The following is a 25,596-nucleotide window of genomic DNA, read 5'->3' on the forward strand; positions in this document are numbered from 1 at the left end:
GCCCTATGAGTGAGTGAGGACAGAACGATGGATGCGCTCACCACCACAAAATCGGCAGAGAACACCGACGAGAAGGAGTACGCAGAGGAGTACCACGAGGAGACCGAGGAGATCAACGCCGATGAGCTCACGGCTCACCGCCTCTCGCACAAGACGACCGACATTACCTACGTGACGGGACAGGGTACGACGCGAACGGTCCGGGTCTACGGCGCGACACCGGCCTCGTCCTACAACAACGTTCCCGAGGGGTTCTACGGGTTTTTCCACAACCGGGACAAGAAGTACGCCTACTCCCCGGAGCAGGACAAACTCGTCTCTATCCCTTCGGGAGACAAGACGATCACCGTTGCTGAGTCCGAGAACATCATCCGCTACGAGGCCGTGTCCTATCCGGAGCGAGCGCCCGTTGACGGTGCCGTACAGGAGGATGTTGAAGCGACCGTCTACTACCGATCCCCGCGGAGCGACAGCATCCAGTCAGTCACGATCCGGGTAGACCACATGGAGGGCCGCTACCCCGCGATGATCACCGGCGAGGAGGTAGATGGCGACCGCCTGATCGAGGCGACACTTGTCCACAGCCGGAAGATCAAAACGACGGTCCCCGAGAACACCCTCGGGCGCGTCGCCCGTGTTGAGTTTCCGAAAGGCCACCAGTTCACGCTCACCGTCGAAGGGCTCACCGACGACAAAGCGACGGGTGGAGGGATCGAGTCCGCCGAACAGAAGCTCAAGTCCGTTTTCGAGCGTCACGCCCACAGCGACGGCATCGACGTAACTCTCACCCACGAGGGGCGGATGGAACGATGAGCCCGGGCGAGTCCGCGACGCGACAGAGTCATTCGTGGTCGCCGTCTCCGGAAGACGGGCTCACCGGTGACCAGTATCTTACCGAGGAGATCGCGCAGCACGTCGACGACCTCAGCGACGCCCACGAGCCTGCGGTGTACGTCCTCGAACTGTCAACCCCCGACACGTCGAGCTACGAGGCACACGCCCGCTTGTGGCTTCAAGAACACGGGGCGGTCCCCGACTACCTCGAATCGATCGCCGCCACCGAGCGGCTCCTCTACGTCGGTGCTGCGAAGAACGTCTACGACCGCCTCCAAGAGCATCTAAACCACCCGAACCGGTCGAGTGACGTTGCGGAGGTGTTCCCGATTCACTCCGTGGTCGACGTCCAGCGGTTCGACACGCCGACCGAAGCGTTCGACGCCGAGCATAGGATCGCGATGGACCTCTCGAACGAGGAGGCGGGCGCACACGTTCACTCTCGGTAGGCTACACCACATGAGCAGCAGCGACTCTGGACAGCCCGACAGGCCTCCACCGCCGGAATACGGCTGTGAAAGATGCTATGAGACCTATACGACGCCTGACCCACCTTCCAACTGTGAGCGGTGTGGAGGTGGTAACATCGTCCGCCTACTTCCGATCGATTGGACATGGGAGTGCCCCAGCTGTTCAGAGTCCGGCAGCGGGACGTACCCAGATGAGTGCCCCGCTTGTGGCACGGAGACGATCGCACGTCCCCCCGCGGGTGGGTAGTTCTCAGCACGACCTTCCATACTACTACGCTCACCTAACGCAAGGGATATAGTATATAATACCACGCGCAACCTTCATATACTATGCTTCCATCTGGGGAAACATTTATAAGTCATAATAACATACAAACATATATGTGTCAGAAAACAACGACGCATACGACAGAAGACGAATCGGATACTGAAGAATCGGAGCAGGGGAGCGGTCAGTCTCCAGAATCCGCCACACTGGGTAAACAACAAGAAAACGAACAGGAATCAAAAAATGCTGTTCGGCGCTGGTTCTATGAATTTCGCACCGACAACATCAGAGTCTATGAGTGGAACCAAGGCTTAACCACGCTCTCGGCTATTATCATCAGCGTCACTCTCGGTACGGCTATCCCGCTTACATGGGACGAACTCTCGATAGGTCAGGTAGGGCTTCTACTGGTAGGGATCTTGGTGTTCGTTATTAGCAGGCGGATAGCAACCAACGCTAAAAAATCGATGCGAGAGAACGATGACGAAGACGGCGGCTGAGTGTGTCTAAGACCATACTTAGATTAATGGAAAGTTTTATGTGCCCGCATCCCTTCGTTACAGGTGAGGTCAGAACGATGGACGTGATCCAAGAGATCCTGTCGCAGTACGGTGTTGAATCGGTCGAGGAGTGGGAGATCAACGCCCCGCATGAGGTCGAAGTGGAGGCGTGCGACCCGCTCACCATCGAGAAGATCGCTTCTGACCGGGTTTCCGTCGGCCATTACTTCACGCAGAACGGCGATCTCATGTCGGACCCCGAGATGGTATTCAAAGTTGAGGACGGTGAGTGGACGCCGGTGAGCTTTACCAGCCACCCGCACCCGCCTCGCCATGAACACGACGAGAGCGGGCTGGGGATGAGCTCCTTCTTGGAGACGTGGGAGAAGAACATCCGGAACATGGGGTACCTCAAGGCGGCGGGTCATCCGGAGACTAACAGCGGCAACACGGGGTCCACCGAGGCGTAACTGACGCTCTCTGGAGGCGGCAAACGGGTGAAAAGGCGTGACAGCCCGCAGGAAAGGGGCTGTTGGCCCAGCCGTCACCTGAGTACCGACCGGCGACCAAGCGATCGGGTTGTTCACTCAGGGCGGCAGGGGAGGAATCGGACCGACCACAGCCGATTCCTGTCGTATGCTCTACCCCGCACCTATGTAAAATGTTGTTATCACCGGTATTAGGCCGTAGTGGGACCTAAATCGTCGGTATTCAGTTTTGAAGCGGCGGGTTTCATCTCCCGGGTGAGTCAGGGTAATCTACAAGTCGTCGGGCTGTTTGTTCCGATATAACGTATCCGACCAATGGAGTCCACTCGTCGCTGACTACGGCGGGGTCTCCACCCTTCCGACCGGTGAGACATGGATCTCACGCCACAGCCAACAATAGACACAACCGACCATCGTACCGTTTCCGAGACTGACGAACCGTGGGAGCTGACACCCGGGATAGTTGATTCACTACTCCCACCGACCGAACGGGTGCCCGAGGTTTTGCCTGTGTACGGGGCTATCCCCCGAGTCGAGCATCAACAGGCCCACAGGGATTTCTTGTGGGCAGTTCGTCCCCCAGCGGCGATGGTATCGATCAAGCACGTCCGGCGGATTCTGAAACGGGGAGAGACTGCCGAGACGTACTTTCCGCCCGAGACGGACGTGATAACCACGACGACCCACGCAGATCCCAAGAGCTTCCGAATCCAGTTTTCCCAAGAAGTCGCACTCATACAGGCGTTCGAGCCGGACTACCACCTGCCGTGGGATTGGCCGCTCACCAACGAGATGAGTGAGGACCACCGGATAGAGTATTGTCAGCGGGTTGCCCGTGGCGCCGTCGAGATGGACCGAGTGTTGGGAGGTCACTACGACTCAGACGACGTCGACCACCCACTCCCGACGCCGCTCGTTTCGGAACCCGTTGAGACTACGATCATCCCCCTGATACGTGGCGATACACCGACCGAGCGGGCGCCATGCGAATTTTCAGTTGCGGAGGTAGACGCCCCGATAGCAGCGAAGTACGGCAGCCACTACATGAGCCGGGCCACCGGCGGAAACTACCCTGCCCTCCGGGAGAGCGTCGAGGAGATCCACGAGGAAACGAACGGCCAACCGATCATCGTCATCGGGCTACTTTCTCCGAGTGACCGCTACGGACTCTGCGATCTCCCCGACAACGTCGTCGGTGCCGCTGGGTTGAACCAATGGATTTCTCGGGTGAGTCCTCGGGAGAGCTCCCCAGATGAGATGCGAGCTGCCTACGATACGTTCGAGCAGGAAGTGGCCGAAGCACTCGATGTACCGCCGTCCTACGACCGGAAGGAAGTGGCTCACATCGAGTCCACACCCCCCGAACTCGATTGAGGGCGTACCGCCTCAGTTGGTCTCCCCGAAGTACCATACTTGTAGTAATGGAAAATTTTTATAAACGAGCAGTCCCTACATCGAGGTAGACAACGATGGCACGGATGAAAGCGAGCGGTTCCCGTCTTGGATCGACGAATCCCGACGGCGCAACCGCCACGGCAGTAGCACAGACCGGCGATCCGGAACCGAAGGAGTCGGAGATCCACGAGAAGGATCGGTGCCCCGAGTGCGGGGGACGGCTCCACAACGGTGAGACGGAGACAGTTTGCCGGGAGTGCGGATTAGTTTCGGAGGCCGCTCCTATCGACCACGGGCCGGAGTGGAGGGACCGTGAGGACCCGAATCACAGCGTCCGCTGTAACGGTGCCCCCGAGACGATTCTGATCCACGACAAAGGGCTGGGATCGGAGATCGATTCCACCGTCGGTTCTGGGCGTATCCACCGGCAGTCCATGTACCAGCGGCGAAGCCGGTCGGACTCGGGACAGGGACGTGTGCGGTACATCCTGTCGCAGATCCGGCGGATCGGCTCGCGACTTTCTCTCCCAACCTACGTGATGAAGGATGCCGCCTACTACACCCGCCGAGCCTACGAGCAGGACGTACCCGAAGGCCGGTCGCTTGAGTGGGTTACTGGTGGTGTGATCTACGCCGCAATCCGGGAGCGTGAGCTCCCGATCCGTCCCGACGAGGTGGCGGAGTTCCTTCGAGAAGACGACGCCACAGCGTCCGGGCGGCAGGGCATCCTTCAGGCGTACTCTCACATCTGCCGGGCGTTGGACCTCTCTATCACTCCGATGCTTCCGAAAGACCATGCTCCCCGGCTGTTCGACGCCCTTGACCTCCGTACTGAAACTGAGATCGAGGTTCGACGTCTACTCGTCGAAGTCGAGGGGAAAACGGGTGGGGCTACGCCGAGTGCCGTCGCCGCTGGTGCCGTTCGGAAGGTCTCTAAAGGCAAACCTCGCAGCCCTCAGTTGAACGAGATCGCGGCGGTCTACGGCCACTCTCGCAAGACGGTACAGAACAACGCACAGCGGATCGAGGAACTGGAAACCGACGACTTAGCGTAGCCTTTTGTTTATTTGACGATTGGAAATCATAATTGAGATTTACTTTTATATCCAACTAAGTGGATAAACCTGATCTTTTTTATACTACCGGCCCAACCTTTCAGTAGCCCCATGTGAACCGCTGCGCTTAGTCACCGCAGCGTTACTTGGCTGTGGTTTAGATTCCATTGGTCGGTATCTGCTCACCACTCAAATCTCACATGGGGCTCGAACTACTCCTACCGCTTGGTAGGCCGATCCTCTCGGTATCTCTCTTGCGAGTCTCGCAGCTTCATGCCGAAGCACCGTTTGGTCTACTCTGCTCATATCCATACTGTAATTTATGGAAAATAGTTAAGTAGGTCAGGGGCGACGGATCAGATATGAGTGCTAATCGGACTCGAACCCCCTCACTTGCGGAGTTACAGACATGGGGGCGCGCAGAGTTTGAACAGTACGAGCCGTGTTTGTACCACGGGAGCGTGTCGCCCAAGCGCGTGATCAGGACGATCATCAGGGCAGCGAACCGAGAGCTCTCGTGGCGGGGCGAACAGAACGCCAACAGCCTTCGCGACTTCTGGTACAACCCGACTAAGCCGCTCTTGGAGTCCGCGTTCCCCGACAAGCTCGCAGACGAGAGCTTCGATTTTGTTCGGCGGATGAGCCAGTACCTATCCGAAACGTTGAGCGATATGGTACAGGACGGCGCGGTCACCTACCGTGAACTCAACATCCTCGACGAGTCCCGCGAGCGGCGGTTAAATCTTGACTCCATAGAGGACGACAAGATCCTATTCGTGGAGAAGGAGGCCGCATACCGGAAGTTGCGGCCGCTTGAGGAGGTCTACGAGTTATCGATCGTCTCCGGCAGCGGATGGCAGGCAACCGCGCTCATCGAAGACCTCGCCTACGAACTGGATAGTGGCACGGACTACACGATCTACATCCTGACTGACTACGACCCGACAGGGTGGAGCATCGGCAAGGACTTCTACGAACGGTCTCATCGCCTCGGTGTCGGTATCAACGAGGTCAAGCGGATCGGCATCTCACCGGAGCAGCTTGACGAGGAGACGGTCGAGAAACAGAAGTTCTCCCCGCCGATCAACTCCGACCGCGACAGGGAGTGGCTGGATGAACGCGGTATCTACGGCCGGTACGGGCTTGAGATCGAGGCCATCGGGGACCTCAATCGGAAGGGCGAGGCCCTTCGTGAGATGATCGTCGACGAGCTTCGCGACGAGATCGACGTCCGCGGCCGACAGGAGCGGGACGTGAGCCGGGCACTCGCCGGAAGCGCCCAGACCGTGAGCGAGCAGGTCTTTCGGACCATGACGGCCGAGTTTAAGACCGCGCTCGCCAGCGAGATTCGGTCGATTCTCGCTGAGATGGACGGCGTCGAGACCATCAGCTACGACGAGCAGGCGGACAAGTTCAGCGCGTGGGCCGATCTTGATGCGGCAGAGAGCGACGACAGCACACTCCCACGGCCGTACCACGAAGATGCGCTCCACAACGGAGCTATTTCGGGCGACGTACCGCAGCCGGATAGTGAACGGACGCTCGATGCGGTACTCTCCGAACTCGATACCCGGATCGAAAATGGCGAGATCGAACTTGAGGCACTTCTGTCGCGGATCGAGGACCGTGTTGAGCGGACCACCTTCGAGGCCGGTACTGTCCTTGATTCCTGATAGGGCCCAAGTCGACAACTCTCCATTACCATACCTTGAATAATGGAAAACTGTTAAGTATCCCCGGCCCTATCTCTCAACTGTAATGGAGAAAGCAACGAAGGGGAACCCGGCTTATTTCAAGGTCGGCCCTTACGGAATAGCCACACAACACCGGCCCTGACCCGGCCATCCCAAAATGACGGACGAGCAGATACCGACCACGAGCAGACGCCGCATTCTCGCGGCGACCCCGCTACTCCTTGCGGGGTGTACCAGTCGACCAGATACCAGTACCTCAATGGACGCAACTAACGATTCCACAGCTGACTCCGACTACGACGGTGTCGATCGCCCGGAACAGTCCGGCCCGAACCAGCCCGCGGACGACGTGATGGACGACGACGTGTACGCCATCGCGACCGCCGACGATCCCGAAGCGGTCGCCACCGAGAAAGGTAGCCCGACAGCCGAGGAGGGCTTACTCGTCGTGGCTCATCTGACCGTCGAGGAGGCGACCGAAGCCGGCGCACCGGCTGAGTTTGCCCGTGTCGCCGTGACGGTCGAGAACCGTGTCGAGGGTGTCGTTCCGTTCGACCAGCTCACCGAGCTCGCCGCCGATGAGACGGTCGAACGTCTTGCGACCGCTCGGGTCACCACTCAGGAGGTGATCGACCCATGAACAAGAACGCGCTTTTCGCGGTCACGCTGGCGGTTCTCGTTGCCGCCGCCACGGTATCGGGCGGCGCGGCGGTCGCCGTCGACGGCGCCGCCGCCTCCGTCAACACCGACGGCGACGTGGCTCTCAACACGACGAACACGACGGACACGACGGACGCGACGAACGCGACGAACGCGACGGACGCGACGAACGCGACGGACGCGACGGACGCGACGGACGCGACGAACGCGACGAACACGACGGACGCGACGGACGCGACGGACGCGACGGACGCGACGAACGCGACGAACACGACGGACGCGACGAACGCGACGAACACGACGGACGCTACCGGCGAGAACACGTCGAGCAGCGAACCGACAGGGCCGGTACGGGAACCCCCGGACCCGCCAGCGAAACAGGCTCCTGAGAACATCGGGCCGGAACTCCACACTACCCTGTCGAGTGATTCGGAAGGCGGAGAAAGCGGTCAGACCACGCAGCAGGCCGTTAGCGATGAAGGGCTGTTCGTAACCGTCGTCCCCGCGGGCGGAACCGGACAGGCGGCCGCAGCAGCGAACCAGTACGGCTCTGTCTCGCAGATCGTCAACGGCGAGGTGGAGGCGACTGTCTCCCGTGAGCGCGTCTCCGCGCTCGCGGACGACGCCCGTGTTGAAAGAGTCCGCTACCCCAAGTTCACCGAGCAGACGGACCTGTTGAACGGGACGAAGACGATCGGCGGGCAGTACCTCCGTGACGTGAACAAGACGGGCGAGACCGTCCGCGTCGCGGTCATCGACCATGCGTTTGACCCGACCTACGAGCCGATCGCAGACAATGTCGTAGAGACCGTCGCGTACACGAACGGTGGGATCACAGGCGACGGAGACACGACCCACGGCGACGCAAGTGCCGAGATCGTCACGAACGTCGCCCCGAACGTCGAACTTGTACTCTACTCGGCTAAGACGATCAACGCGAACGTTCAGGCGGCGAAGAACATCAGCAAGCGCGACGATATAGACGTGGTTTCCATGTCGCTCGGTGTGAGTGGTGGCGGCCTGCCACTCGATGGGTCGGATGAGTGGTCGCAGTCGGTCAGTAGTTCGGTCAACAACGGCACCGTGTGGGCGATTTCAGCGGGGAACTCCGGCCGTGGGACCAAGCACTACTCGTCGGCCTACAACAACAGTCAGTTCAGCGACCGCCATACCTTCGGAGCGAAGGACACGCCGGCAGACCTCACCGCTGTTTCCCCACAGAACGGCGAGATTAGCGGGTTAGTCCAGTGGAACGAGTGGCCGGACCGGACCAACGAGTTTACGCTCGCGCTGTATGAAGACGCGAACTCTAACGGGACGTACACACAGGCGACTGATCTTAGCGGGAACCCCCACGTCGCAACCCCGAGCTTTGACGGGTCCCCTACCATCCCCTTCTCGTTCGCGGAAAATGTCAGCAACGACGGGAACTACGCCGTTGCGATCTTCGATTACGGCGATTCGGGGAGCTCAAATCCGGATATTCGGTTCAACGCGTACTTGGACTACGGGGCGTTCACCGAGCATCCCACCCGGAGCTACACGATTACGCCCCCGGCGACAGACGCCGAGGTACTGACGGTCGGTGCGGCTGACGCAGACGACCCGCGGAGTAACAAGCAGCTTCGATCGTACAGCAGTCGTGGGCCGACGGTTGACGGTCGCTCCGGCATCGACCTGATCGCTCCTGATGGGGTAGACGCAGGGGATTACTCGGCGCTCGCAAGTGGCTTCGAGGGAACGTCGGCCGCGGCCCCGCACGTCGCCGGCGTTGCCGCGCTTGTTCACGCTGATCTTGAACCGGGCTTCAACCCCGACCCCACGGTGAGCAACATCGAGTCGCGGATCACTGGACAGGCGTTCGCGATGGACGGCGCGCAGAACCAGATCGGGGCCGGGCATCTTGACGCAAAGAGCGCGACGCTCCCACAGAGCGTCACACAGGGGAGTGCCCCGTCGCTCGTGACCAGCCGAAATGAATCGTCGGTGTCCGTGTCGGTTGACCTCCGCTCGCCGCCGCCGGCCGGTTCGACCCTCAAATTCGCGGCCGTCAACAGTAGTGAGTCAGTCCAGATCATCGACAGCGTCGCCACGCAGACAGACAAGACCACCTACAACGGATCGCTTGATTTCGCCGGCCAACCCGACGTAGCCTACAACTACACCGCGCAGGTCATCGACGACACCGGAGAGGGCTCACCGCGAGCCGCGATAGTCGAGACGATCACGGCGAACACCGAGCGCCCTGACGGAGTCGTGACCGCCGGGGACACCGGGACGCTCAACACGTCGACGGCCAGCGGAGTGGCCGTCCAAGTCCGGTTCAACAAGACGATGAACACGAGTGCGGCGCCCACCGTTCAGGTGGAAGGACTCAGCGAGTCCTACCCCGTCTCGGAGACGGACGGGTGGGTGAACGCGACCACCTACGAGGGGCAGTATAGCATCCCCAAGGGCGAGGAGGGGGCCGCCGAGATCAACGTCACGGCGGCGACCGACGAAGTCGGGAACCCGATCAACGAGACCGACTCGGAGACGGTTCAGGTAGACACGGACGCCCCCGAGGTCGTCGCACTTGATGCGGAGATCGGGCTTCGGGAGACCAACGTGACACTCACGACCGACCAGCAGCCCGAGGCCGTTGACCTGAGCGTCGATGGTCCCGATGCCGATACGCTCACGCTCGCGGACAACCTAACGCTCGCCGGCACTCAGGAGGGCAACTACACCTACGAGACGACGTACAACACGTCGAACGGTGGCGACTACACGGTTGAGGTGGCGACGCTCACCGACGACGCCGGGAACGACGGCGCGGACGGAGAGAGCGCCGAGACGTTCATCGCAGAGGAAGACAAAGGCACGCTCACCGGCACGGTCACCGGGCAGGCAACCGGCGCCGCCCTGTCGAACGTCACCGTCGAGTTGACGCCGGCGAACGACGATACGGCGACACCGGAACAGGCGACCGTCTACGAGAACGGAACCTACGAACTCCGCACGAGCACGGGCAAGTACGACGTGTCCGTGACCCACAACGAGAGCGACTACAACGCCAACACGACGACCGGCGTCATCGATCTCGCAGTCACGAACACGACGAACGTGACGCTGGACCCGAAGCCGGCATCGCTCACAGGGAGCGTTGATCCGGCTGACGGTGCTGATGTTTCCTTCGAGGGGACGGCTGTCACCGTCACCGACTCCGATGGAAACACAGTCGCGTCAACGTCGCTGGATACGAACCACGAGTTTAGCGTCGCAGAGCTCTCGCCGGGAACGTACACGGTCACAGCGAACCCGACCGACTACGAAACGGTCACGCGGAAGATCACGCCGGCTGCGAACGAGTCTCTGTCCGTGAGCGAACAGGCAGCGACGATCCCAGCAGAGGCGACTGGGACGGTGGTCGACAACGTGAGCGACGGTGCTCCGTTCACGGCGACAGTTGAGGCGGTGAACAACGAGACGGGGACAGTCGAAACCCACACGGAAGTCGGGTCCTCCGGCGGCTACACCCTCACGTTTGGGCCGGGGAAGTACGACCTCCGTGCGGTCGGCCCGATGTACGAGCCGAACGCAACGACCGTGTCGACGGCGTCTGACGGGTCCGTGGCGACGGACTTCTCGCTTGAACGTGTGCCCGAGTACGCGATCGCGGATAGCGTCACGGTCCCGTCGAGTGCCGAAGTAGGCGACGAGGTGACCCTTGAGGCAACAGTCGTGAGTGCGGGTGCGAACGCGACGAACGTGACCGCCGCGTTCAGCGTCGACGGGTCAGAGGTTGCTACCAGCGAAGTAACCGACCTGTCGCCGGGCCAGTCAGAGACCGTTTCGGCTACGTACACGGTGCCGGAGTCGGCAGCCGATTCGACGGTCTCCGTAAGCATGGCGACGAGGGATTCGACAACAAGCGCGAAGGAGATCGACGTGGCCGCACTCCCCGACGACGGTGGAAACAGCGGGTCCACCGGAGGCAGCGGTGGCGGCGGTGGCGGCGGAGGCGGCGGTGGCGGCGGAGGCGGCGGTGGCGGCGGAGGCGGCGGTGGCGGCGGAGGCGGCGGTGGCGGCGGAGGCGGCGGTGGCGGCGGAGGCGGCGGTGGCGGTGCTGCCCCGGCTCCGCCGCAGCCGCAGCCACCGATGCCGGACGAGTCGAACGAAACGGAAACTAACGAGAGTGAGAACACGCCGCTCCCCGAGGAAGCCGCAGTCGAGTCGGTTGAGTCGGGAACGGCGACGTTCGATGATGTGGAGTCGGTCAACACGATCACGTTCGAGGAGAGCGTCGACGCGAACGTGTCCGTGGCCCCGGAGATGCCGGACGAGTCGGAAGTGCCGGTCGGTAACGACGTAGTGACGGGTATCTCGGCGGAGACAGACGGAGAGACCAGCGGTGTCGAGCGCGAGGTCGTGTTCACGGTCGCGAAGTCCGACGTGGACGCGGATGCGCTTGTGGTCGCTCACGAGTCCGACAACGGGGAGTGGTCCGGACTTGAGACGAGTGTGACCGACGCCGGGGACGTGTACGAGGTGTCCGCGACCGCGGATTCGTTCTCTCGGTTCGTGGTCGTGGAAGCCGCCTCTGACTCCGAGAACGCAGCAGCCGTCACCAACGACACAGACGGGACCGAGCCGGACAACGGGAGCAACGGGTCGGGGGAGAACTCGGACGACTCTACGGGCAACTCCGACTCAGGAAACGGCGACAACGGAGACAGTCAGGACGCTGAGGACAGCAACGAAACGGATGGTGAAGACGACGCCGTTCCTGTTGGTGCGACCAACGAGGGCACTCCCGGCTTCGGCGTCGTGGTGACTCTCACGGCACTCCTGTCGGCGGTCGTGGCAGCCCGCGTCCGGTCGTAACCCCTCCCCCGGCCTTTAGATATATATACGGCCAGCAGAAACGTGGTAGTAGGTGGTGACTCCCGAATCGCCATCATACACGTTTCGCGCTGTCACCACCTTTTCCGTGTGCGGTGTTCCGTTGAGCCCTTAGCACGTCGCTCCGTTCTCTCCCGGTCCGCGCGGTGATTTAAGTACGATACCAGTCAAAGTGCGATCGTAGCAATGGGAAACATCGTGTATGATGGCACGCCCGAGGGTATTGAGCGCGAAAGGGAGTTGATCACCGAACTCGGCGGTGATCCCGATGAGAACCATCCGTTCGAGGCGGAGACAGACGAGATGCGGGATATTCCGGAGCAGCTGTACGTCGTCCATGACCCCGACATTCTCGGGTGGATCAAGCAGAACGTCCACAAGAAGCCGCTGCTGTTGGTGTCTCCTGTCGGGACCGGAAAAACCACGCTCTCGAACATCTGTGAGCGGGAGTTTCCGGCGGACAAATTCTTTATCACGTCGCTCCGCGGCGACAACAACCGCACGACGAAGCGCCAGTTGTGCGAGCACATCCTGAAACAAGCAATAGAGGAGGGGTACGAGATAGACGAAAGCCGCTACGGGCCGATCCGCGACGGGATTCCCCACGCGACTACCGAAGCGGAGGAGGCCCTACACCGGTTTATCAACGAGCTTCAGTCCGAGGGGCGCCGGCTCCTGTTTTTCGCAGATCAGATCGAGAACTACAATCCCGACCTGTTCGACGTGCTTCAGACACTCGTCGACAAGGGCGCTGGCGTTCTGATCACCGGGACTCCCGACGGTCGCGATCACCTCAGAGAAGCCGACGGGACTGACTCAGACGATCAGGCGCTCTACGACCGTGTGGAAGAGTACCCGCGGCCGTTCCACCCCTTCTCCGAGCAGCACATCAAGCAGTTCTTTGGCAAGGCATTCGCCTACGCCAGCGGAGGAGAGCTCTCCGAGAGCGAGGGACAGAGGTTCCTCTCGGACGAAGCGGTGGAATACATCCGCGAGATCACCGAAGGGCACCCGAGGAACGTCCGGCAGGTCGGACAAGACGTGTTCGCTGCCGTCGCAACCAAGTACGCGGAGGGGACTCCCCTTGACGAGATCGAACTGACGGCGGCCGACGTCGACGACGCCACGGTCCAGACGCCTGACCAGTAACCGCCGCCCCGTTTTTTGAAACTCCGCAGTCCGACGGTCCCGGGTGCCGTGTGGGTATATCTCACCCCAGCAAAGGCACAAATTTTAATAAAAACGGCCACGCTGTTTCGAGTTAACCAGAGGACTCGGCTGACCCCCGGGTCGCTGTGGTAAGCAGATACCGACCAATATGAGCAAACGCGACAAGATAGCCAAGACTGTATCGATATTCGAGGACGAGCGGGCGCTTAGTGAGATCGCTGCGGTGATCTTGCTAATCGTGGTCGTCATCGGGTCCGTGGGCGGCGTCGCCGCCGCCATCGGCGGTCTCGGTGGGCAACTCTCCACCCCGCCGGGCGGCAACATCCAAGCAGACCAGCAGGGAACGGAGGTCGTTCTCACGGTCAAGAGCCTTGACGACGGTGTCTCGGCGCTCACCGTTCGGGGAGACATTCCCACGGATGCTGAGTTCGAGTCTACGGAGAACAAGACTGTTCCCGACGTTCAGACCGGCGACGTTGTGACCGTCACTGGTGTTGAGAAAGGCAACCAGTTCACCGTTGTGGCACTCGACGGTGAGGGGTCAGAGAACACGATCCAGACGATCGAGGTCGGTCCGACCGGCTCCTAACACACTTAAGAAGGCGCTTTTAGACATGGACCGAACCGGAAATCAGGCGAAGTCAATCACGGTGGATACCCGTGGGAACTCCACCAACGTCGGCTACATCCTTATCGTCGTCCTCGTTATCGGCCTCGCAGCCGGATCCTTCGGGTTCCTCAACATCTTGTCGGGGACCGGGAACCCTGCCGGATACAATACGGACATAACTGCGAATATCAACGACGACGGTAGCGTTGACTTCAACTTCAACGGCCCCGACGATAGCGGGAATATCACCATCATCACCGGTGAGGGGAACGAGACGACGATCAACCAGCCCGGAAACGCCGGGGGTGGTGGGAACGAAACCAACCTCTGTGATGAGCTGGGACCGTTCCAGAACGCGAGGATCGTCTCCGAGGACGAGGAAACCGGCGACTCCGAGCTGCTGGACTCCGTGAGCTTTGACGAGGAGAAGTGTACCCAGAATACCCCCGACCCCGACGCAGGCGGGGGCGGTAACGTTTCGATCGCGATCGGGTAGTCCGAGGCATGAGCAAGACAACTACACCAGATGAACCGCGGTCCGACGGCGGGATCGCTATCACGGTTACCGATAGCCGTCCTGCCGGCGAAGCAGAAGACGATGCTTCAGCGGTGGAATCGAACGAGGAGGATGATTCTACCCCGGGAGACGGCGATGGTGGGTTTTCCGTCACGCGGCGTGACGTTCTTGTCACCTCGGCTGCCGGATACCTGCTCGCCGGAGGAACCGGAACTGTCGCCGCGGCAGATGGCGACCAGACGGTTGAGGTCGCGTTGAACGACGGCATCGGGTCGAATTACAACCGGAAACCGAGTCACTTCGAGTTGGGAAGTGCTACTTCATTCACGATCGAGCCCGCCCCGGAACTGGAAGGGAAGGTCATCGACGTGTTCATTGAGGTGAAGCCGGCGTCGCTTTCCAAAAAGGGGTACGAGACAATCGCTCAGGAGGCGGTGATCGGCTCCAAATCAGCCCAGACCATCGACTCGGAGGATCTTGAGAACCAACGCGATCTTACCCAGCACTCCAAGATCGACCTTGAGGACTTCGAGGTTGACGCCTCTATCGCAGAGTTGGGCACGAAGTCGAACCGGTTCGTCGTCAACAGTTACGACCTCCGGATCCGGCTCGTCGACGAGAAAGGGAGAGAGCTCGCGAAGGACACGCAGCAATTCGACGTGACGTATGGCCTCCGCGGAGGCGCAGGGGTCCGGTTCGGTTACATTACAGGGAAGGTCGCCCCGACCAGCGAGTTTCGGTCCGGGTCGCAAGTGAGGTGACAATCATGGCTAACGAGACTGAATTTGACACGAGCGGTGACTTGGCATCGCGAATCGAAAACTACAGAGAGAAGTTCGTCGGTACCCAGACCGAGGTCGAGTCGGTGGAGTACCCCGACCCGGACAAGCCGTGGCTTGAGGTCCTGACATGGCTGATAGCCCGTGCGGACGACGGAACGATCAAGCGGTCTGAGCCATCGAGCTCGAACGTGGACACGTTCGTCTACGACAACAGCGGGTCGACGGACACGATCGCCGTGTCCCGCTCCGATGGAACGAAGGACGACGTAGCTGATACGGGGGCGACTCAGACCGCTCAGAAGTTAGAAGTGGTCGACGGGGACCCGGCCGGTCTCGAAGCCGACCTCGGTGGTCGAACAGCCAAGCTCGCGGATGAGCAGGCCACTCAGACGGCTAAACGGCTCAGGATCGTAGAAGACACCACCGACGGGACGATTTCACTCAAAGCGGTGACAAGCGACAATGCCGTCGTTACCATCGCTGGAAACTCCACGACGAGCAGTAGCGGTGAGAGCCTTTCAGACGATACAGATGTTCAGAACGACGCTCTCACCTTCCCAACGGTCCCGATGATCGACAAGACTGTGAAGAATATCGAGGAGAGCTACGAAATTCCAATCGGCGGGCTGGCCTATTCGCTCAAAGAGGACCAGTTGGTAGTCAACAAGCCGTAGGGGTGTGACCAGCCCCCGCGGAGTACGCATTGCGGTGAGCAGATACCGACCATCATGTCCGACACACACTATCCAGATCCGATTCACGGCGCACAGACCCCCTCGCGTGCGGGTACCGCAGACGACCTTGACCCCGAGGCGTTTTTCACGACTCCGGACGGGCTCCCGACCGTTGTAACCGGTGGGGATCTCCCCCTTTCGATTCCGGATGAGGATCGTGGGAACATCGAGGAATTGGCCCGATACTGGGCGGTTTACCCGTACTCCTACGTCTCCATCTGTCGGTCGCGAGAGAACGGCGAGATCCAATACTACGTGGTCGAACCGTTTCTCTCGGAACCAGAGCGAGACCTGATCCAATTCTTGTTCGAGAAAGTCGACCAGAGCCTTCGGCGCGATACGGGAGAGGTCACAACGGCCGACGGGCGGGTTCAGCGGGCAGACCTCCGGCGGCGTGTGTTCCAGATCATCGAACAGTACGACCTGTTCGACCCAGACCCACTTCGAGCAGCACACCGAGAGTCGGAGAGTGAGCTTCCGGAGCCGAGCGAGGAGTCCGGTTCCAAGATACAGGAACTCATCTCCGGGCTCATCGGCTCAGAGGAATCGGAAATCCCCGCCGTACCGGACTACGAGTACGACGGTCCCGACGCAATGAAATACGGTGCGACGGGGACCAGAGACTACCTCCCGGTCGTCGACACGGTCGGGGGGCACCCGGCATTCCGGAGTGAGGCCCCTGCCGGCCGGAGCGACGAGCCGACCGACGCCGGCGAGGGGGAAGTAGAACAGACCGTGGAGACGGACGGTGGGGCCGCGATCGAGGACGGTTCGGCCGCCGAATCGGACACAGTCTCCGTCGACGACACCGCCGCTGGCGAGGCCGGCTTGACGTCGATGGGCGGCGAGCCGGCGTTGACGGCCGAGGAGGTTCGAGCGACCGCGTTAGGTGATTCTGAGGAGGCGACCCTCACCGAATACCACCTCTACAAGATCCTCTACTACGTCGAGCGGGAGATCATCGGATACGGCCAGATCGACGCGATCAAGAACGACCAGTCGGTCGAGGACATCACCTGTAACGGGTACAACGAGCCGGTGTTCGTCTACCACACGCAACACCAGCAGATCAAGACGAATCTCCAACACGGAGAGGAGGAGTTGGACCGGTACGTGAAGTCGCTCGCACAGTTCGCGGGCAAGGAGTTGAGCCGGCGCACTCCCGAGGTTGACGCGAAGATCCCGGACGGCTCGCGGGCCCAACTGAGTCTTGGAGAGGAGGTCTCCGAGGGAGGGACAAACTACACGATTCGGCAGTTCAAGAACGTCCCATACACCCCGATCGACCTGTTGAATTGGCGGACGTACAGCGTCGACCAGTTGGCGGTGTTGTGGCTGGCGACGGAGAACGAACTGTCGACGCTCGTCGCGGGGGGCACGGGCGCGGGGAAGACAACCACGTTGAACGCCCTCTCGCTGTTCGTCCCGTCGAGCAACAAGGTCGTCTCGATCGAGGACACCCAAGAGATCACGCTCCCGCACCGGAACTGGACGAAGAAGCTCACCCGGGAAGCGGGCGACCAGATGGACGAGTCCACGTCTATCGACGAGTACGACCTACTCAGGTCGGCGTTTCGGATGCGCCCGGATCACATCATCATGGGCGAGGTCCGGGGCGCCGAGGGACAGGATCTCCTACAGGGTATGTCCTCGGGCCACGCCGGGATCACGACGTTCCACGCAGACACGGTCCAGAAGGTCATCCACCGGTTCACGACCGACCCGATCGGAGTGTCGCCGTCGCTGTTTTCCGCGGTCGATTTCATCGCCGTCCAGACGGAGACGCGCGTCGACGACAAGCAGGTCCGGAGGAACACGGAGATAGCGGAAGTCGGCGGCTACGACGCAGAGACCGATTCGCTGGCGGTAGAGACGATCTTCGAGCGCGACGCGGTTTCAGACAGCTACGAGCAGCTGGGGACTCCCAACGCGCTTGAACAGGTCCGCCAGCAGCGGGGGTGGACCGAGGAGGAGCTTGCGGATGAGCTCCAAAAGCGGCGGGTCGTCTTGGCCTACCTCGCAGTCAACGGGATCACCGACTACCGTGACGTCGCCGCGACGATTCAGTCGTTCATACAGGACGAGGAGACCGTCTTGCCGGCGATCGCGGATGATACTCTCCCCGAGAAGTTAGCGGCCTACCGGCAGCTTCGTAACATCGAGATCAACGCGACCCAGACTGACGAGGAGACACTTGAACGGCCGGCCCCCGACGATGAACACCGCGCCGAGTTGGAGAGCATCGTCGAGGAGGCCGAAGGCGAGGTGTTGTAGAGATGAGCGGCAGCGACCAGCCCCCCGAGGAGGGGGATCTGAGTGCCGGCGGTGGGGCATCTCACACCGAGACGCCGGCGGGGCACATCTTCCCCGATCACCGGGACAATAGCGTTGATACAGCGAAACTCCCGGCCGCGCAAGCGGAGTCATCAGCATCGCTGTACGAGCAAGCGAGCGCCCGTCTCGCCCGCTCGCTCAGTCTGGATGCGTTCCCGTTGTCGCTCCTACCCACTGGGCTGGCCGACCAGCGAGACGGCGACGTACCGCTTGACCTCTTTGCGGCGCAGGCATTCGTTCTCGGAGGCGTTCTCGCGGTCATCATCGGGATCGTCGCCCTCGGAACCGGGTTCGCACTCGGGCTCTCCCCGGTGTGGTCGGTAGTGACGGCAGCCGCGCTCTCGGTGACAACTGGGATCGCGGTTGCGGCGGTTCGGTTCGGTGGGAAGTTACTCGATGCTCAGGGGGAGGAAAAGGAGATCGAGGCCGCACTCCCGGGAGCAGTCGCGTATATGTATTCACAGGCCGCGGCGAACACGAATATCTACACTATCATCGGGTCGATCGCCCGGGCCGAGGACGCGTATGGCCCGGTCGCCCGGGAGTTCCAGAGCGTCGTGCGCCGGTGTGAATACTTCGGCTACGAACTTGAACAGGCCCTCTCCCAACAGGCAGAGTCGACCGCGTCAGAGGAGTTGGGCCGTCTCATGGTCGACATGGTAACGTTCCTTGACTCCGGCGGCGACGTGACGGAGTTTTTCTCCCGGGAGATGGACCGCGCTTTCGAGGAATTAGAGAGCCAACAACAGGAACGGATCGACTACTTGGACGTACTCTCTACGCTGTATGTTCCGGTGTCGATCGTTCCGATTCTCGGAGTGATCATCATCGTCGCCTTGAGCTCGTTCCGACCGATTCCGACACAGACGGTAGTGATCCTCGGCTACTTCGTTACCCCGTCGTTCCCCCTCATATTCCTCATACTGACGGATCTGGTTCAGCCACATGAGGCCGAAGGGTCGATGCTTTCGGTCTCCGCTGCCGAGCGTGACGTGTATAGCGGCACGGTACTCCACGGGAATCAGAACGTGGGGCGGCGAGACACAGAACAGGAGGCGGCCGAGGCAAATTCGAGCCAGCGGACAAGCACGGGCGTGTTCGGTGGCGGCCGAGCAGTCCAACAGACCCAGACAGAACGCCCAGATAATCCGCTCCATCCGGCAGATCCGGGATTCACGGATGCCCCGACGGCCGATTCACTCGCGGACAGCAGCCCGGCGTTTGAGTCCGTCCCGTCGATGGAACGCTGGGGGCGGATTCGTGCCGTGTTCTCCGACCCAATAGAGTATTTCCGGTTGAACCCGGAGCATACCCTTGTCGGGAGTATTCCACTTACGCTCGCGGTGATGAGCGTCCTGTTCGCGCTTGGGATCGCTACGGTCCCCACCATCGACAAGGCGATCGCCGCCCCGCTCGCGACGACGACCATCTGGGTTACTCTCCCGTCGATCGTTACGCTCGGGCCCCTTATCGTGGCCCACGAGTACGATATTCGGAAGCGGGAAGCTCTATTCGCCCAGTATCCGGAGATGCTACAGAAGATTTCCGCAGCGAACGACACGGGCATGACCCTGTTAGAGTCGCTGCGAGAAGCGTCATCGGGGGGTGATACGCAGATCGACCGCGAGATGCGGATTGTCGAGCAGAAAGTCGCGATGGGGATCCCGCTTGAGACGGCGCTCGCAGAGTTTGCGAACGCCTATTCGGACCCACAGATTTCCCGGTCGACTCGGCTCGTGATCGAAGCACAGCGGGCGAGCGAACGGGTGTCGAACGTCCTTGAAATCGCGATTGAGGCTGCCCTTTCGCGGGTTCAGCTCCGGGAGACCCAGAAGTCGAGTACGAAGTCCTACGTCGTGATGATCGCGTTGACGACGCTGGTCGCTATCGGGGCCACGGCGGCTCTTAATCGGGTTCTCAACACCCTCCTGACCGGTGCGATCCTCAGCGGCGTCGGTTCATCCGGCGTCGGACAATCATCGATCAGCGGTTCCGGATCGCTAAACCCCGAGATCATCAAGGTCATCCTCTACCACCTGTCAATGATTTACGCCGCGTCTGGGGGACTCTTTGCGGGGTACATCGGGTCGACAGAGTTCAAGAGTGGTATCAAGTTCTCGCTGGCCGGGATGATCGTCGCGACCGTTATCTGGTGGGTCGCACTCGGCGGCGGAGGGCTGTTATGACGACCGGGAGCCCGTTTCCCAGCACAGGGCGTGCCCAGACTACGGTCGGCTTCATAGTCCTCGTAAGCGCGTTTACCGTCGCAGTCACGCTTGTGTTCGGGTTCGTCGGCACCATCGATTCGGAGGCGGTCGTCGATGGAGCCGATACGACAGAGCAAGCGTCTCTCACGGCGACAACGCTCGCGACCGACGTGTTGGCCGCGAACAACACGACGACCACCCAGCAGCCGCACGCGCTCTCTCACGACCACGTCGTGCGGTTCTTTGACCCCGGGAGTGACCCGTCGATTTCGGACCTCCCGGCGAACGATACGGTGAACATCCGAGTAACGCTGGAACACACCGGCGGGCTCACAGCACCACCTGCCTTCGGCGGGAACGAAACGCTCACCGCTGGGGCCACGCCACCGACAGAAGACGTCGTCTCGGCACGGACGAAGCAGGCAACGCTCGATGGGCGACAGGTCACGATCACGGTGAAAACATGGCCCTGAGCGCGTCCGGGGCGAGAGACGGCGATCGTGGGCAGGCCCACCTTATCGAGATCGGCGCGGTCGGCGCGATCCTCGTCGTCGGCGTCGTGCTGACGGTTGCGGTGACCGGTGTCGGGCCGAACAGCGTCACCGCTGACACGGAGGAGGTCAACCAGACAGCCGTCGAACTCTCTACCGAGGTCGAGGCCGCAGCTGAAACCTCTCTCAGCGACGGGTCGCTCAAACGCACGCTTCTACTGTGGGATACGGGCGACGGCACCTTTGCGGACGGCGCCGGGACGCCAGTCGCAGAGAGCCAAGAGGGCCAATTCCTTGCCCACCCACAGACCCGGTTCGGAGAGCGGCTTGAGGCGTTCGAGGCTAGCCACGACGTGCGGATCAACGTCAACGCGATCCCGCGGTACCAGCCGACTGCTGGTAACCCGAGTAGTCCGGGAGAGCGTGGCGAGCGGGTCCCGATCATCACCCGAGGAGCCCCCGATGAGACCGCACGGACGGTCACGGTATCGCTCATCTTGTTCGAGGAAGATACGCTAAACCCACCGCGAGACGCCCACAGGGTCGATGCCCCGTCGATCAGGCGGCAAACAGCATCGGATACGGCTGTCGCGGATGCGAGTAACTACCCGATAGCCGAGGGGGACGCCGTCGACGCGCAGCGAGTCTACAACGCGGTCACAATTGAAGTGGTGATCTGGGATGAATAGTGGGGTAGAACCCGACAGCGACCGTGCCCAGATCCTTGCCGTCACCGCGGTCATCGTCGCGATCGTGTTCATCGGGCTCGTCGGGGCCGCGTACACCGGCGCGTCGACGGCAGATGAACGCGCCGAGGGACCGGAAGCGTACACCACAGAGTCAGAGAGCGCCATCCAGACAGCGGTGTACGCGATGGAGGACGCGCTTCTTGACGTGAACGCCGACCAGTCGCTCACAACCCGCAGCGGCCGCGAGACGGCAGCGAGAAAAGGAGTAAGAGCGGCCGCAAACGCCCTCGATGCGAACGGGCAGTTTAGTGGGCGACTCGTCGAGGTCGAGCTCGCCCAGTACGGCGGGACGGAGACGCCAGCCGGGACGCGCGTCGTCCAGAATAACGAGAGCAACCTCACCGACGCGTCAGGAAACGCGAATTGGACTGTCGTCGCCGGAGCTGACCAGACCCGCCAAGTTGCGATCGAGGTCGACCCCTACCAACTCGCGAGTAGCGAGGGTTCGGGGACGCAGGTTACACTCGTCGGGGACACGACCGAAACCGTCACCATCTACCGGAACGGGACCAGCGTGGCGCTTTCACACAGCGGCGGAGAGTGTCGCGTCGGAGAGATCGGGCCGACGACAGACGAGCCGTTCGCGACGCTCCGCCTGACCACAGGCACGCTAACCCTCACGAACGGGGATACGACACTCGGCGGGAGTTGTACCGGCTACGAGGCCCCAGATACTATCGAGCGGATCGAGATCACGAACGGGGATGCGACGGTGGGCACACTGGGCGTCGTGAGTTTGGGGAACGACGTCGAGGGCCCCAACGTGAACACGACGCCGGCGCCACCCGCGTCGGGCGACGCAGATGCGCCGACCGCGCACCACGTCGTCTACGGTGTCCCAGTGGAGGTAGCGGTCGCAACGGAGCGGACAACCACCAGCCGGCTTGTCATCGTCGCTCCGGGCAGCCGCCCTAACCCACTACCAAGCCCATGATTCGAGGATTCAACAACGATGGCCGAGCAGTCGCGTTCACGACCGAGTACGCCCTTCTCGCGCTCGTTGCGCTCGGGCTTCTCGCAACGGTCCCGACAGGCTTCGCGTCAGTAGCCGATTCAACGCAAGAAGACGTGACACAGGAGGAGTTTGACCGGATAGCCGCAGAAGTAGCAGCGTCGATCGACGCGGTCGATCACCAGTACGAACAACACCAAGCGACGACCGCGCAGACAGGTATCTCCGCCGACCCTCCCCGAGTTGCGGTCCGTCCCGAGATCCCCGAATCAGTCGGTGAAACCGGGTTTTTCATTCGGGTCGAAGGCGGGCAGGTCGTCGTTGAGCCAGTCGGGATCAACGGCCCGGACGCCCGCGGGGCAGCACCGGTCCAGACCGATCTCACGGTGACCGCGAACGGGGGTACCTCCGGTGGGGCCGTGATCGTCGAGCTTGATGCGACCAACAGTACCGTCGTCATCGGATCAGACGCGGCAGGTGGCGAAGTTCCGACAGAGGTGGGAGCCAATGCGTAAGCCCCAGTCCTTCCAGTCAAACGACCGTGCGGCCTCGGTCATCACCGGGCAGATACTCCTGTTCACACTCGTGATTACCGGTGTTCTGTCCGTGACCGCGGTCGGCATTCCAGTCCTTGAGGAACAACAGGCAGAGATACAAGTCGATCAGGCCGAAGACGCGTTGATAGAGGTCAACGACGCCTTCGCGAACGCAGCCGGGACGGGGCAGAACACCACCGAGACGGTCGGGGTTCCGGCCAGCACCGTCCAGATCGGCGGCAACGAGACGACTGTCAACATCTCCGATGGAACCCGGACACACAGGTTCACCACCGCTCCGATACGAGTAGCCACCGCAGGTCGGACTCTCGCCTACGAGGCCGGCGTCATGGGGACCATCCCAGATACGCCGGGAGAGTCGTCGCTCATCTACCGGTCTCCGGCCGAATCACGGCTCGGGACCACCTCACCAACGCACCAGATCCAGTTCCTCGCCATCAACCACACGGCACAGGCCCGGACGATTACGAACCCGCGAGCCGGTGAGATCGAGCTCCAGATTCAGCCACAGGCCCAAACAACCGTCTCCGAGTTTGACGGTGCGGACGGCGCCCAGATCACCGTCGAGACCAAGAACCCGCGAATCTGGGTGCGGTATCTGGACAACCACGCCGCATTCGGGAGCGTATCTCAGTCCGGAGATACGGTCACAGCAACCCTCGATTCTAACGCAACACTCCGTGTTAGGGCCTCTACAACTATTGTAAAGTTGATTTAGATGCGCAATTTCTATTCGGGTAGAAAACCGGATCTTACTCTATCGGTGTTTTTGGCCCCAATTTTTCACAATCTCGCATACCAAATTCTCGCCGTTGATAATTCAAGCGTAGGGTACTTATTAAAACGCAGATACCGATGAGTTGCCGGTAAGACGCGGTGAAGAGCTGCCGACCAACCCACAGCATCCCCAGTTGACAACTGGATACCTCCCACACCCTGCCGGGCAGTCAGCTTTTCTCTGACTGCCCCTATCTCCTTCCAGCCGCTACGTGTCAGACTCGTCGATAACGTCGTCGACCATTGAGGCTTGTTCGCCCGCTTCGATATGCGAATAGGCTTCGCGAACAACCCGCTCAGTCGAGTCGATATACCGAGCAGCATCAGCGAACGACCGGTTCCGGATGATCGTCTCGCTGATCCCCCGACGCCCGCCGTGCGGGGCGAGGTAATCGTGCGTATCCCCGTCGACGTCGATCTCGGCGTCGTCGCACAGGCGCTTCATAACGCGTCGGGCGCCCGAAGTCGTGAGCGGCGTCGGCGCCGGGAGGTCTTCATCGGCAGCGACCAGTAGGTCGGGTTTCTCCGCACGGAGCGCGTCGATCTCATCCGCGGTGTACCCCGCGTCGGAAAGGGCGTCCGTGACGTGAGAGGCAAGCCTCGGTCGGTGGAGCGTGGTAAACACCGGCCAGTCCTCCGGTGGGTCCAGAAGCTCTTGGTATCGCGTGAGCGCCGGCACGACGGTCTCCGGGAGCGCGGTATCGTTCCACTCTTGCGACTTTCGGAATACGCGCAGCGTGTTGTTCTCGGCGTCGACGCGGTCCCAACGGAGTCCGCACCGACCATCGCGGTCATCGTCGCTTCGAGACAGAAATTCGCTCCCCCGAAGCCCGGTGTAGGCCAGCATATAGACGAGCAGGCGTTCGCGACACCGTTTCACCGCCTCAAACCGGGCAGTTTCTTTCGGGTCACGCCCGCTCGCGTCGGAGTCCAGCGGGTCAGCATCGCCCCACTCGTCGAGCGCGTCATGTGCCCGCTTGTCGACGTAGCGTATGAGCTCGGTCCGCTGTTCAGGCGTCCAGACCTGTCGCCCCTCGGGGGACGTATCGAGGCTCCGGATGAGCTCGGTGGCGTCCGGGTCAGTCGCGTACTGCGTGTCGAGGTAGCCTTCGGTGACAGCCCACCCACACCAGTTACTCACGTAGCGGTAGTACGATTCGACAGTCGAGGCCGCGAAGTCCTGTTGCGTGAGGTACCGCGCGTACTGTCGAAAGACGATCACGGAGAGATCGCGGAACTGGACCGGTCGAGTCCCGTCCCGAATCCCCTTCCAGACACCGCCATCGGCTGCGTTCACCGGGTCGGTCGTCTCACCAGCGCACCACTTCCTGAACCGCTCTAACTCCCGATCCGCATTGCGGCGGTACGCCCCCTCAGTTTGTTCGCCACCCCGCTCTTTGTCCGAAAGGAACTGGGAAAACGTCGATTCAATCGAGCGCGTTGCCGTGCCATCGTTCATGTCCATAGT

Annotated in this window: 22 protein-coding genes; 21 read left to right on the top strand and 1 reads right to left on the bottom strand. The window is 61.4% G+C overall.

The features are described 5' to 3' along the window. The first annotated feature begins 9 nt into the window (after nucleotides 1-9). The 21 genes from DVK07_RS10745 (at nucleotide 10) to DVK07_RS10845 (ending at nucleotide 24,069) form a co-directional block, all read left to right on the top strand. On the top strand, nucleotides 10-813 hold the full coding sequence (locus tag DVK07_RS10745) for a hypothetical protein (protein WP_147441129.1): 804 nt from the start codon (nucleotides 10-12) through the stop codon (nucleotides 811-813). Continuing rightward, complete coding sequence (locus DVK07_RS10750; RefSeq protein WP_121597063.1) at nucleotides 810-1,283, top strand: hypothetical protein; 474 nt, start codon at nucleotides 810-812, stop codon at nucleotides 1,281-1,283. Before DVK07_RS10745 ends, DVK07_RS10750 begins: the two co-directional genes overlap by 4 nt. A 402-nt stretch (nucleotides 1,284-1,685) precedes the next feature. After that, nucleotides 1,686-2,072, top strand: a complete 387-nt coding sequence (locus DVK07_RS22130) for a hypothetical protein (RefSeq protein ID WP_147441130.1) — start codon at nucleotides 1,686-1,688, stop codon at nucleotides 2,070-2,072. Between the two features lie 77 nt (nucleotides 2,073-2,149). Further along, nucleotides 2,150-2,542 (top strand): DUF6908 domain-containing protein, encoded by a 393-nt coding sequence (locus DVK07_RS10755; protein ID WP_147441131.1) that lies wholly within the window; start codon nucleotides 2,150-2,152, stop codon nucleotides 2,540-2,542. Between the two features lie 390 nt (nucleotides 2,543-2,932). Beyond that, nucleotides 2,933-3,934, top strand: a complete 1,002-nt coding sequence (locus DVK07_RS10760) for a hypothetical protein (RefSeq protein ID WP_147441132.1) — start codon at nucleotides 2,933-2,935, stop codon at nucleotides 3,932-3,934. A 95-nt stretch (nucleotides 3,935-4,029) separates the two neighbouring features. Continuing rightward, entirely contained in the window at nucleotides 4,030-5,010 is a 981-nt protein-coding gene (locus tag DVK07_RS10765) for a transcription initiation factor IIB family protein (protein ID WP_121597066.1), read from the top strand. Between the two features lie 476 nt (nucleotides 5,011-5,486). After that, nucleotides 5,487-6,683, top strand: a complete 1,197-nt coding sequence (locus DVK07_RS10770) for a hypothetical protein (RefSeq protein ID WP_147441133.1) — start codon at nucleotides 5,487-5,489, stop codon at nucleotides 6,681-6,683. Nucleotides 6,684-7,056: 373 nt separating this feature from the next. Continuing rightward, nucleotides 7,057-7,344 (top strand): hypothetical protein, encoded by a 288-nt coding sequence (locus DVK07_RS10775; RefSeq protein WP_147441134.1) that lies wholly within the window; start codon nucleotides 7,057-7,059, stop codon nucleotides 7,342-7,344. After that, entirely contained in the window at nucleotides 7,341-12,230 is a 4,890-nt protein-coding gene (locus DVK07_RS10785) for a PGF-CTERM sorting domain-containing protein (RefSeq protein WP_158603144.1), read from the top strand. The genes DVK07_RS10775 and DVK07_RS10785 overlap by 4 nt, the downstream gene beginning before the upstream one ends. Before the next feature lie 204 nt (nucleotides 12,231-12,434). Beyond that, nucleotides 12,435-13,397: an ATP-binding protein gene (locus DVK07_RS10790; RefSeq protein WP_121597071.1), complete on the top strand. Its 963-nt coding sequence runs from the start codon at nucleotides 12,435-12,437 to the stop codon at nucleotides 13,395-13,397. A 169-nt stretch (nucleotides 13,398-13,566) separates the two neighbouring features. Beyond that, nucleotides 13,567-14,007, top strand: a complete 441-nt coding sequence (locus DVK07_RS10795) for a hypothetical protein (protein ID WP_121597072.1) — start codon at nucleotides 13,567-13,569, stop codon at nucleotides 14,005-14,007. 25 nt (nucleotides 14,008-14,032) lie between these two features. Beyond that, on the top strand, nucleotides 14,033-14,524 hold the full coding sequence (locus DVK07_RS10800) for a hypothetical protein (protein ID WP_121597073.1): 492 nt from the start codon (nucleotides 14,033-14,035) through the stop codon (nucleotides 14,522-14,524). Between the two features lie 8 nt (nucleotides 14,525-14,532). Then, nucleotides 14,533-15,306: a hypothetical protein gene (locus tag DVK07_RS10805; protein WP_121597074.1), complete on the top strand. Its 774-nt coding sequence runs from the start codon at nucleotides 14,533-14,535 to the stop codon at nucleotides 15,304-15,306. A gap of 5 nt (nucleotides 15,307-15,311) precedes the next feature. Further along, nucleotides 15,312-16,001, top strand: coding sequence for a hypothetical protein (locus DVK07_RS10810; protein WP_121597075.1), 690 nt, complete (start codon nucleotides 15,312-15,314; stop codon nucleotides 15,999-16,001). A 54-nt stretch (nucleotides 16,002-16,055) separates the two neighbouring features. Further along, nucleotides 16,056-18,335, top strand: a complete 2,280-nt coding sequence (locus DVK07_RS10815) for a type II/IV secretion system ATPase subunit (RefSeq protein WP_121597076.1) — start codon at nucleotides 16,056-16,058, stop codon at nucleotides 18,333-18,335. Between the two features lie 2 nt (nucleotides 18,336-18,337). Beyond that, complete coding sequence (locus DVK07_RS10820; protein ID WP_121597077.1) at nucleotides 18,338-20,581, top strand: type II secretion system F family protein; 2,244 nt, start codon at nucleotides 18,338-18,340, stop codon at nucleotides 20,579-20,581. After that, on the top strand, nucleotides 20,578-21,075 hold the full coding sequence (locus tag DVK07_RS10825) for a hypothetical protein (RefSeq protein WP_121597078.1): 498 nt from the start codon (nucleotides 20,578-20,580) through the stop codon (nucleotides 21,073-21,075). Before DVK07_RS10820 ends, DVK07_RS10825 begins: the two co-directional genes overlap by 4 nt. Further along, nucleotides 21,066-21,782, top strand: a complete 717-nt coding sequence (locus tag DVK07_RS10830) for a hypothetical protein (RefSeq protein WP_121597079.1) — start codon at nucleotides 21,066-21,068, stop codon at nucleotides 21,780-21,782. Before DVK07_RS10825 ends, DVK07_RS10830 begins: the two co-directional genes overlap by 10 nt. Then, complete coding sequence (locus DVK07_RS10835) at nucleotides 21,775-22,776, top strand: hypothetical protein (protein ID WP_121597080.1); 1,002 nt, start codon at nucleotides 21,775-21,777, stop codon at nucleotides 22,774-22,776. The genes DVK07_RS10830 and DVK07_RS10835 overlap by 8 nt, the downstream gene beginning before the upstream one ends. Further along, nucleotides 22,773-23,309: a hypothetical protein gene (locus DVK07_RS10840; protein WP_121597081.1), complete on the top strand. Its 537-nt coding sequence runs from the start codon at nucleotides 22,773-22,775 to the stop codon at nucleotides 23,307-23,309. Before DVK07_RS10835 ends, DVK07_RS10840 begins: the two co-directional genes overlap by 4 nt. Further along, nucleotides 23,302-24,069, top strand: coding sequence for a hypothetical protein (locus DVK07_RS10845; RefSeq protein WP_121597082.1), 768 nt, complete (start codon nucleotides 23,302-23,304; stop codon nucleotides 24,067-24,069). The genes DVK07_RS10840 and DVK07_RS10845 overlap by 8 nt, the downstream gene beginning before the upstream one ends. Before the next feature lie 267 nt (nucleotides 24,070-24,336). Here the strand turns inward: DVK07_RS10845 and DVK07_RS10850 are convergent, their stop codons facing one another. After that, nucleotides 24,337-25,587 (bottom strand): site-specific integrase, encoded by a 1,251-nt coding sequence (locus tag DVK07_RS10850; protein WP_121597108.1) that lies wholly within the window; start codon nucleotides 25,585-25,587, stop codon nucleotides 24,337-24,339. Nucleotides 25,588-25,596: the final 9 nt, after the last annotated feature.

It is taken from the genome of Halorubrum sp. Atlit-26R, assembly GCF_003666015.1.
In the GTDB taxonomy this organism is placed as follows: Archaea; Halobacteriota; Halobacteria; order Halobacteriales; family Haloferacaceae; genus Halorubrum.

Excerpts from the sequence above, each read along its gene's own strand:
- DVK07_RS10750 (WP_121597063.1), top strand. The coding sequence starts at position 810 with ATGAGCCCGGGCGAGTCCGCGACGCGACAGAGTCATTCGTGGTCGCCG.
- DVK07_RS22130 (WP_147441130.1), top strand. The coding sequence starts at position 1,686 with ATGTGTCAGAAAACAACGACGCATACGACAGAAGACGAATCGGATACT.
- DVK07_RS10755 (WP_147441131.1), top strand. The coding sequence starts at position 2,150 with ATGGACGTGATCCAAGAGATCCTGTCGCAGTACGGTGTTGAATCGGTC.
- DVK07_RS10760 (WP_147441132.1), top strand. The coding sequence starts at position 2,933 with ATGGATCTCACGCCACAGCCAACAATAGACACAACCGACCATCGTACC.
- DVK07_RS10765 (WP_121597066.1), top strand. The coding sequence starts at position 4,030 with ATGGCACGGATGAAAGCGAGCGGTTCCCGTCTTGGATCGACGAATCCC.
- DVK07_RS10775 (WP_147441134.1), top strand. The coding sequence starts at position 7,057 with ATGGACGACGACGTGTACGCCATCGCGACCGCCGACGATCCCGAAGCG.
- DVK07_RS10785 (WP_158603144.1), top strand. The coding sequence starts at position 7,341 with ATGAACAAGAACGCGCTTTTCGCGGTCACGCTGGCGGTTCTCGTTGCC.
- DVK07_RS10790 (WP_121597071.1), top strand. The coding sequence starts at position 12,435 with ATGGGAAACATCGTGTATGATGGCACGCCCGAGGGTATTGAGCGCGAA.
- DVK07_RS10795 (WP_121597072.1), top strand. The coding sequence starts at position 13,567 with ATGAGCAAACGCGACAAGATAGCCAAGACTGTATCGATATTCGAGGAC.
- DVK07_RS10800 (WP_121597073.1), top strand. The coding sequence starts at position 14,033 with ATGGACCGAACCGGAAATCAGGCGAAGTCAATCACGGTGGATACCCGT.
- DVK07_RS10805 (WP_121597074.1), top strand. The coding sequence starts at position 14,533 with ATGAGCAAGACAACTACACCAGATGAACCGCGGTCCGACGGCGGGATC.
- DVK07_RS10810 (WP_121597075.1), top strand. The coding sequence starts at position 15,312 with ATGGCTAACGAGACTGAATTTGACACGAGCGGTGACTTGGCATCGCGA.
- DVK07_RS10815 (WP_121597076.1), top strand. The coding sequence starts at position 16,056 with ATGTCCGACACACACTATCCAGATCCGATTCACGGCGCACAGACCCCC.
- DVK07_RS10820 (WP_121597077.1), top strand. The coding sequence starts at position 18,338 with ATGAGCGGCAGCGACCAGCCCCCCGAGGAGGGGGATCTGAGTGCCGGC.
- DVK07_RS10825 (WP_121597078.1), top strand. The coding sequence starts at position 20,578 with ATGACGACCGGGAGCCCGTTTCCCAGCACAGGGCGTGCCCAGACTACG.
- DVK07_RS10830 (WP_121597079.1), top strand. The coding sequence starts at position 21,066 with ATGGCCCTGAGCGCGTCCGGGGCGAGAGACGGCGATCGTGGGCAGGCC.
- DVK07_RS10835 (WP_121597080.1), top strand. The coding sequence starts at position 21,775 with ATGAATAGTGGGGTAGAACCCGACAGCGACCGTGCCCAGATCCTTGCC.
- DVK07_RS10840 (WP_121597081.1), top strand. The coding sequence starts at position 22,773 with ATGATTCGAGGATTCAACAACGATGGCCGAGCAGTCGCGTTCACGACC.
- DVK07_RS10845 (WP_121597082.1), top strand. The coding sequence starts at position 23,302 with ATGCGTAAGCCCCAGTCCTTCCAGTCAAACGACCGTGCGGCCTCGGTC.
- DVK07_RS10850 (WP_121597108.1), bottom strand. The coding sequence starts at position 25,587 with ATGAACGATGGCACGGCAACGCGCTCGATTGAATCGACGTTTTCCCAG.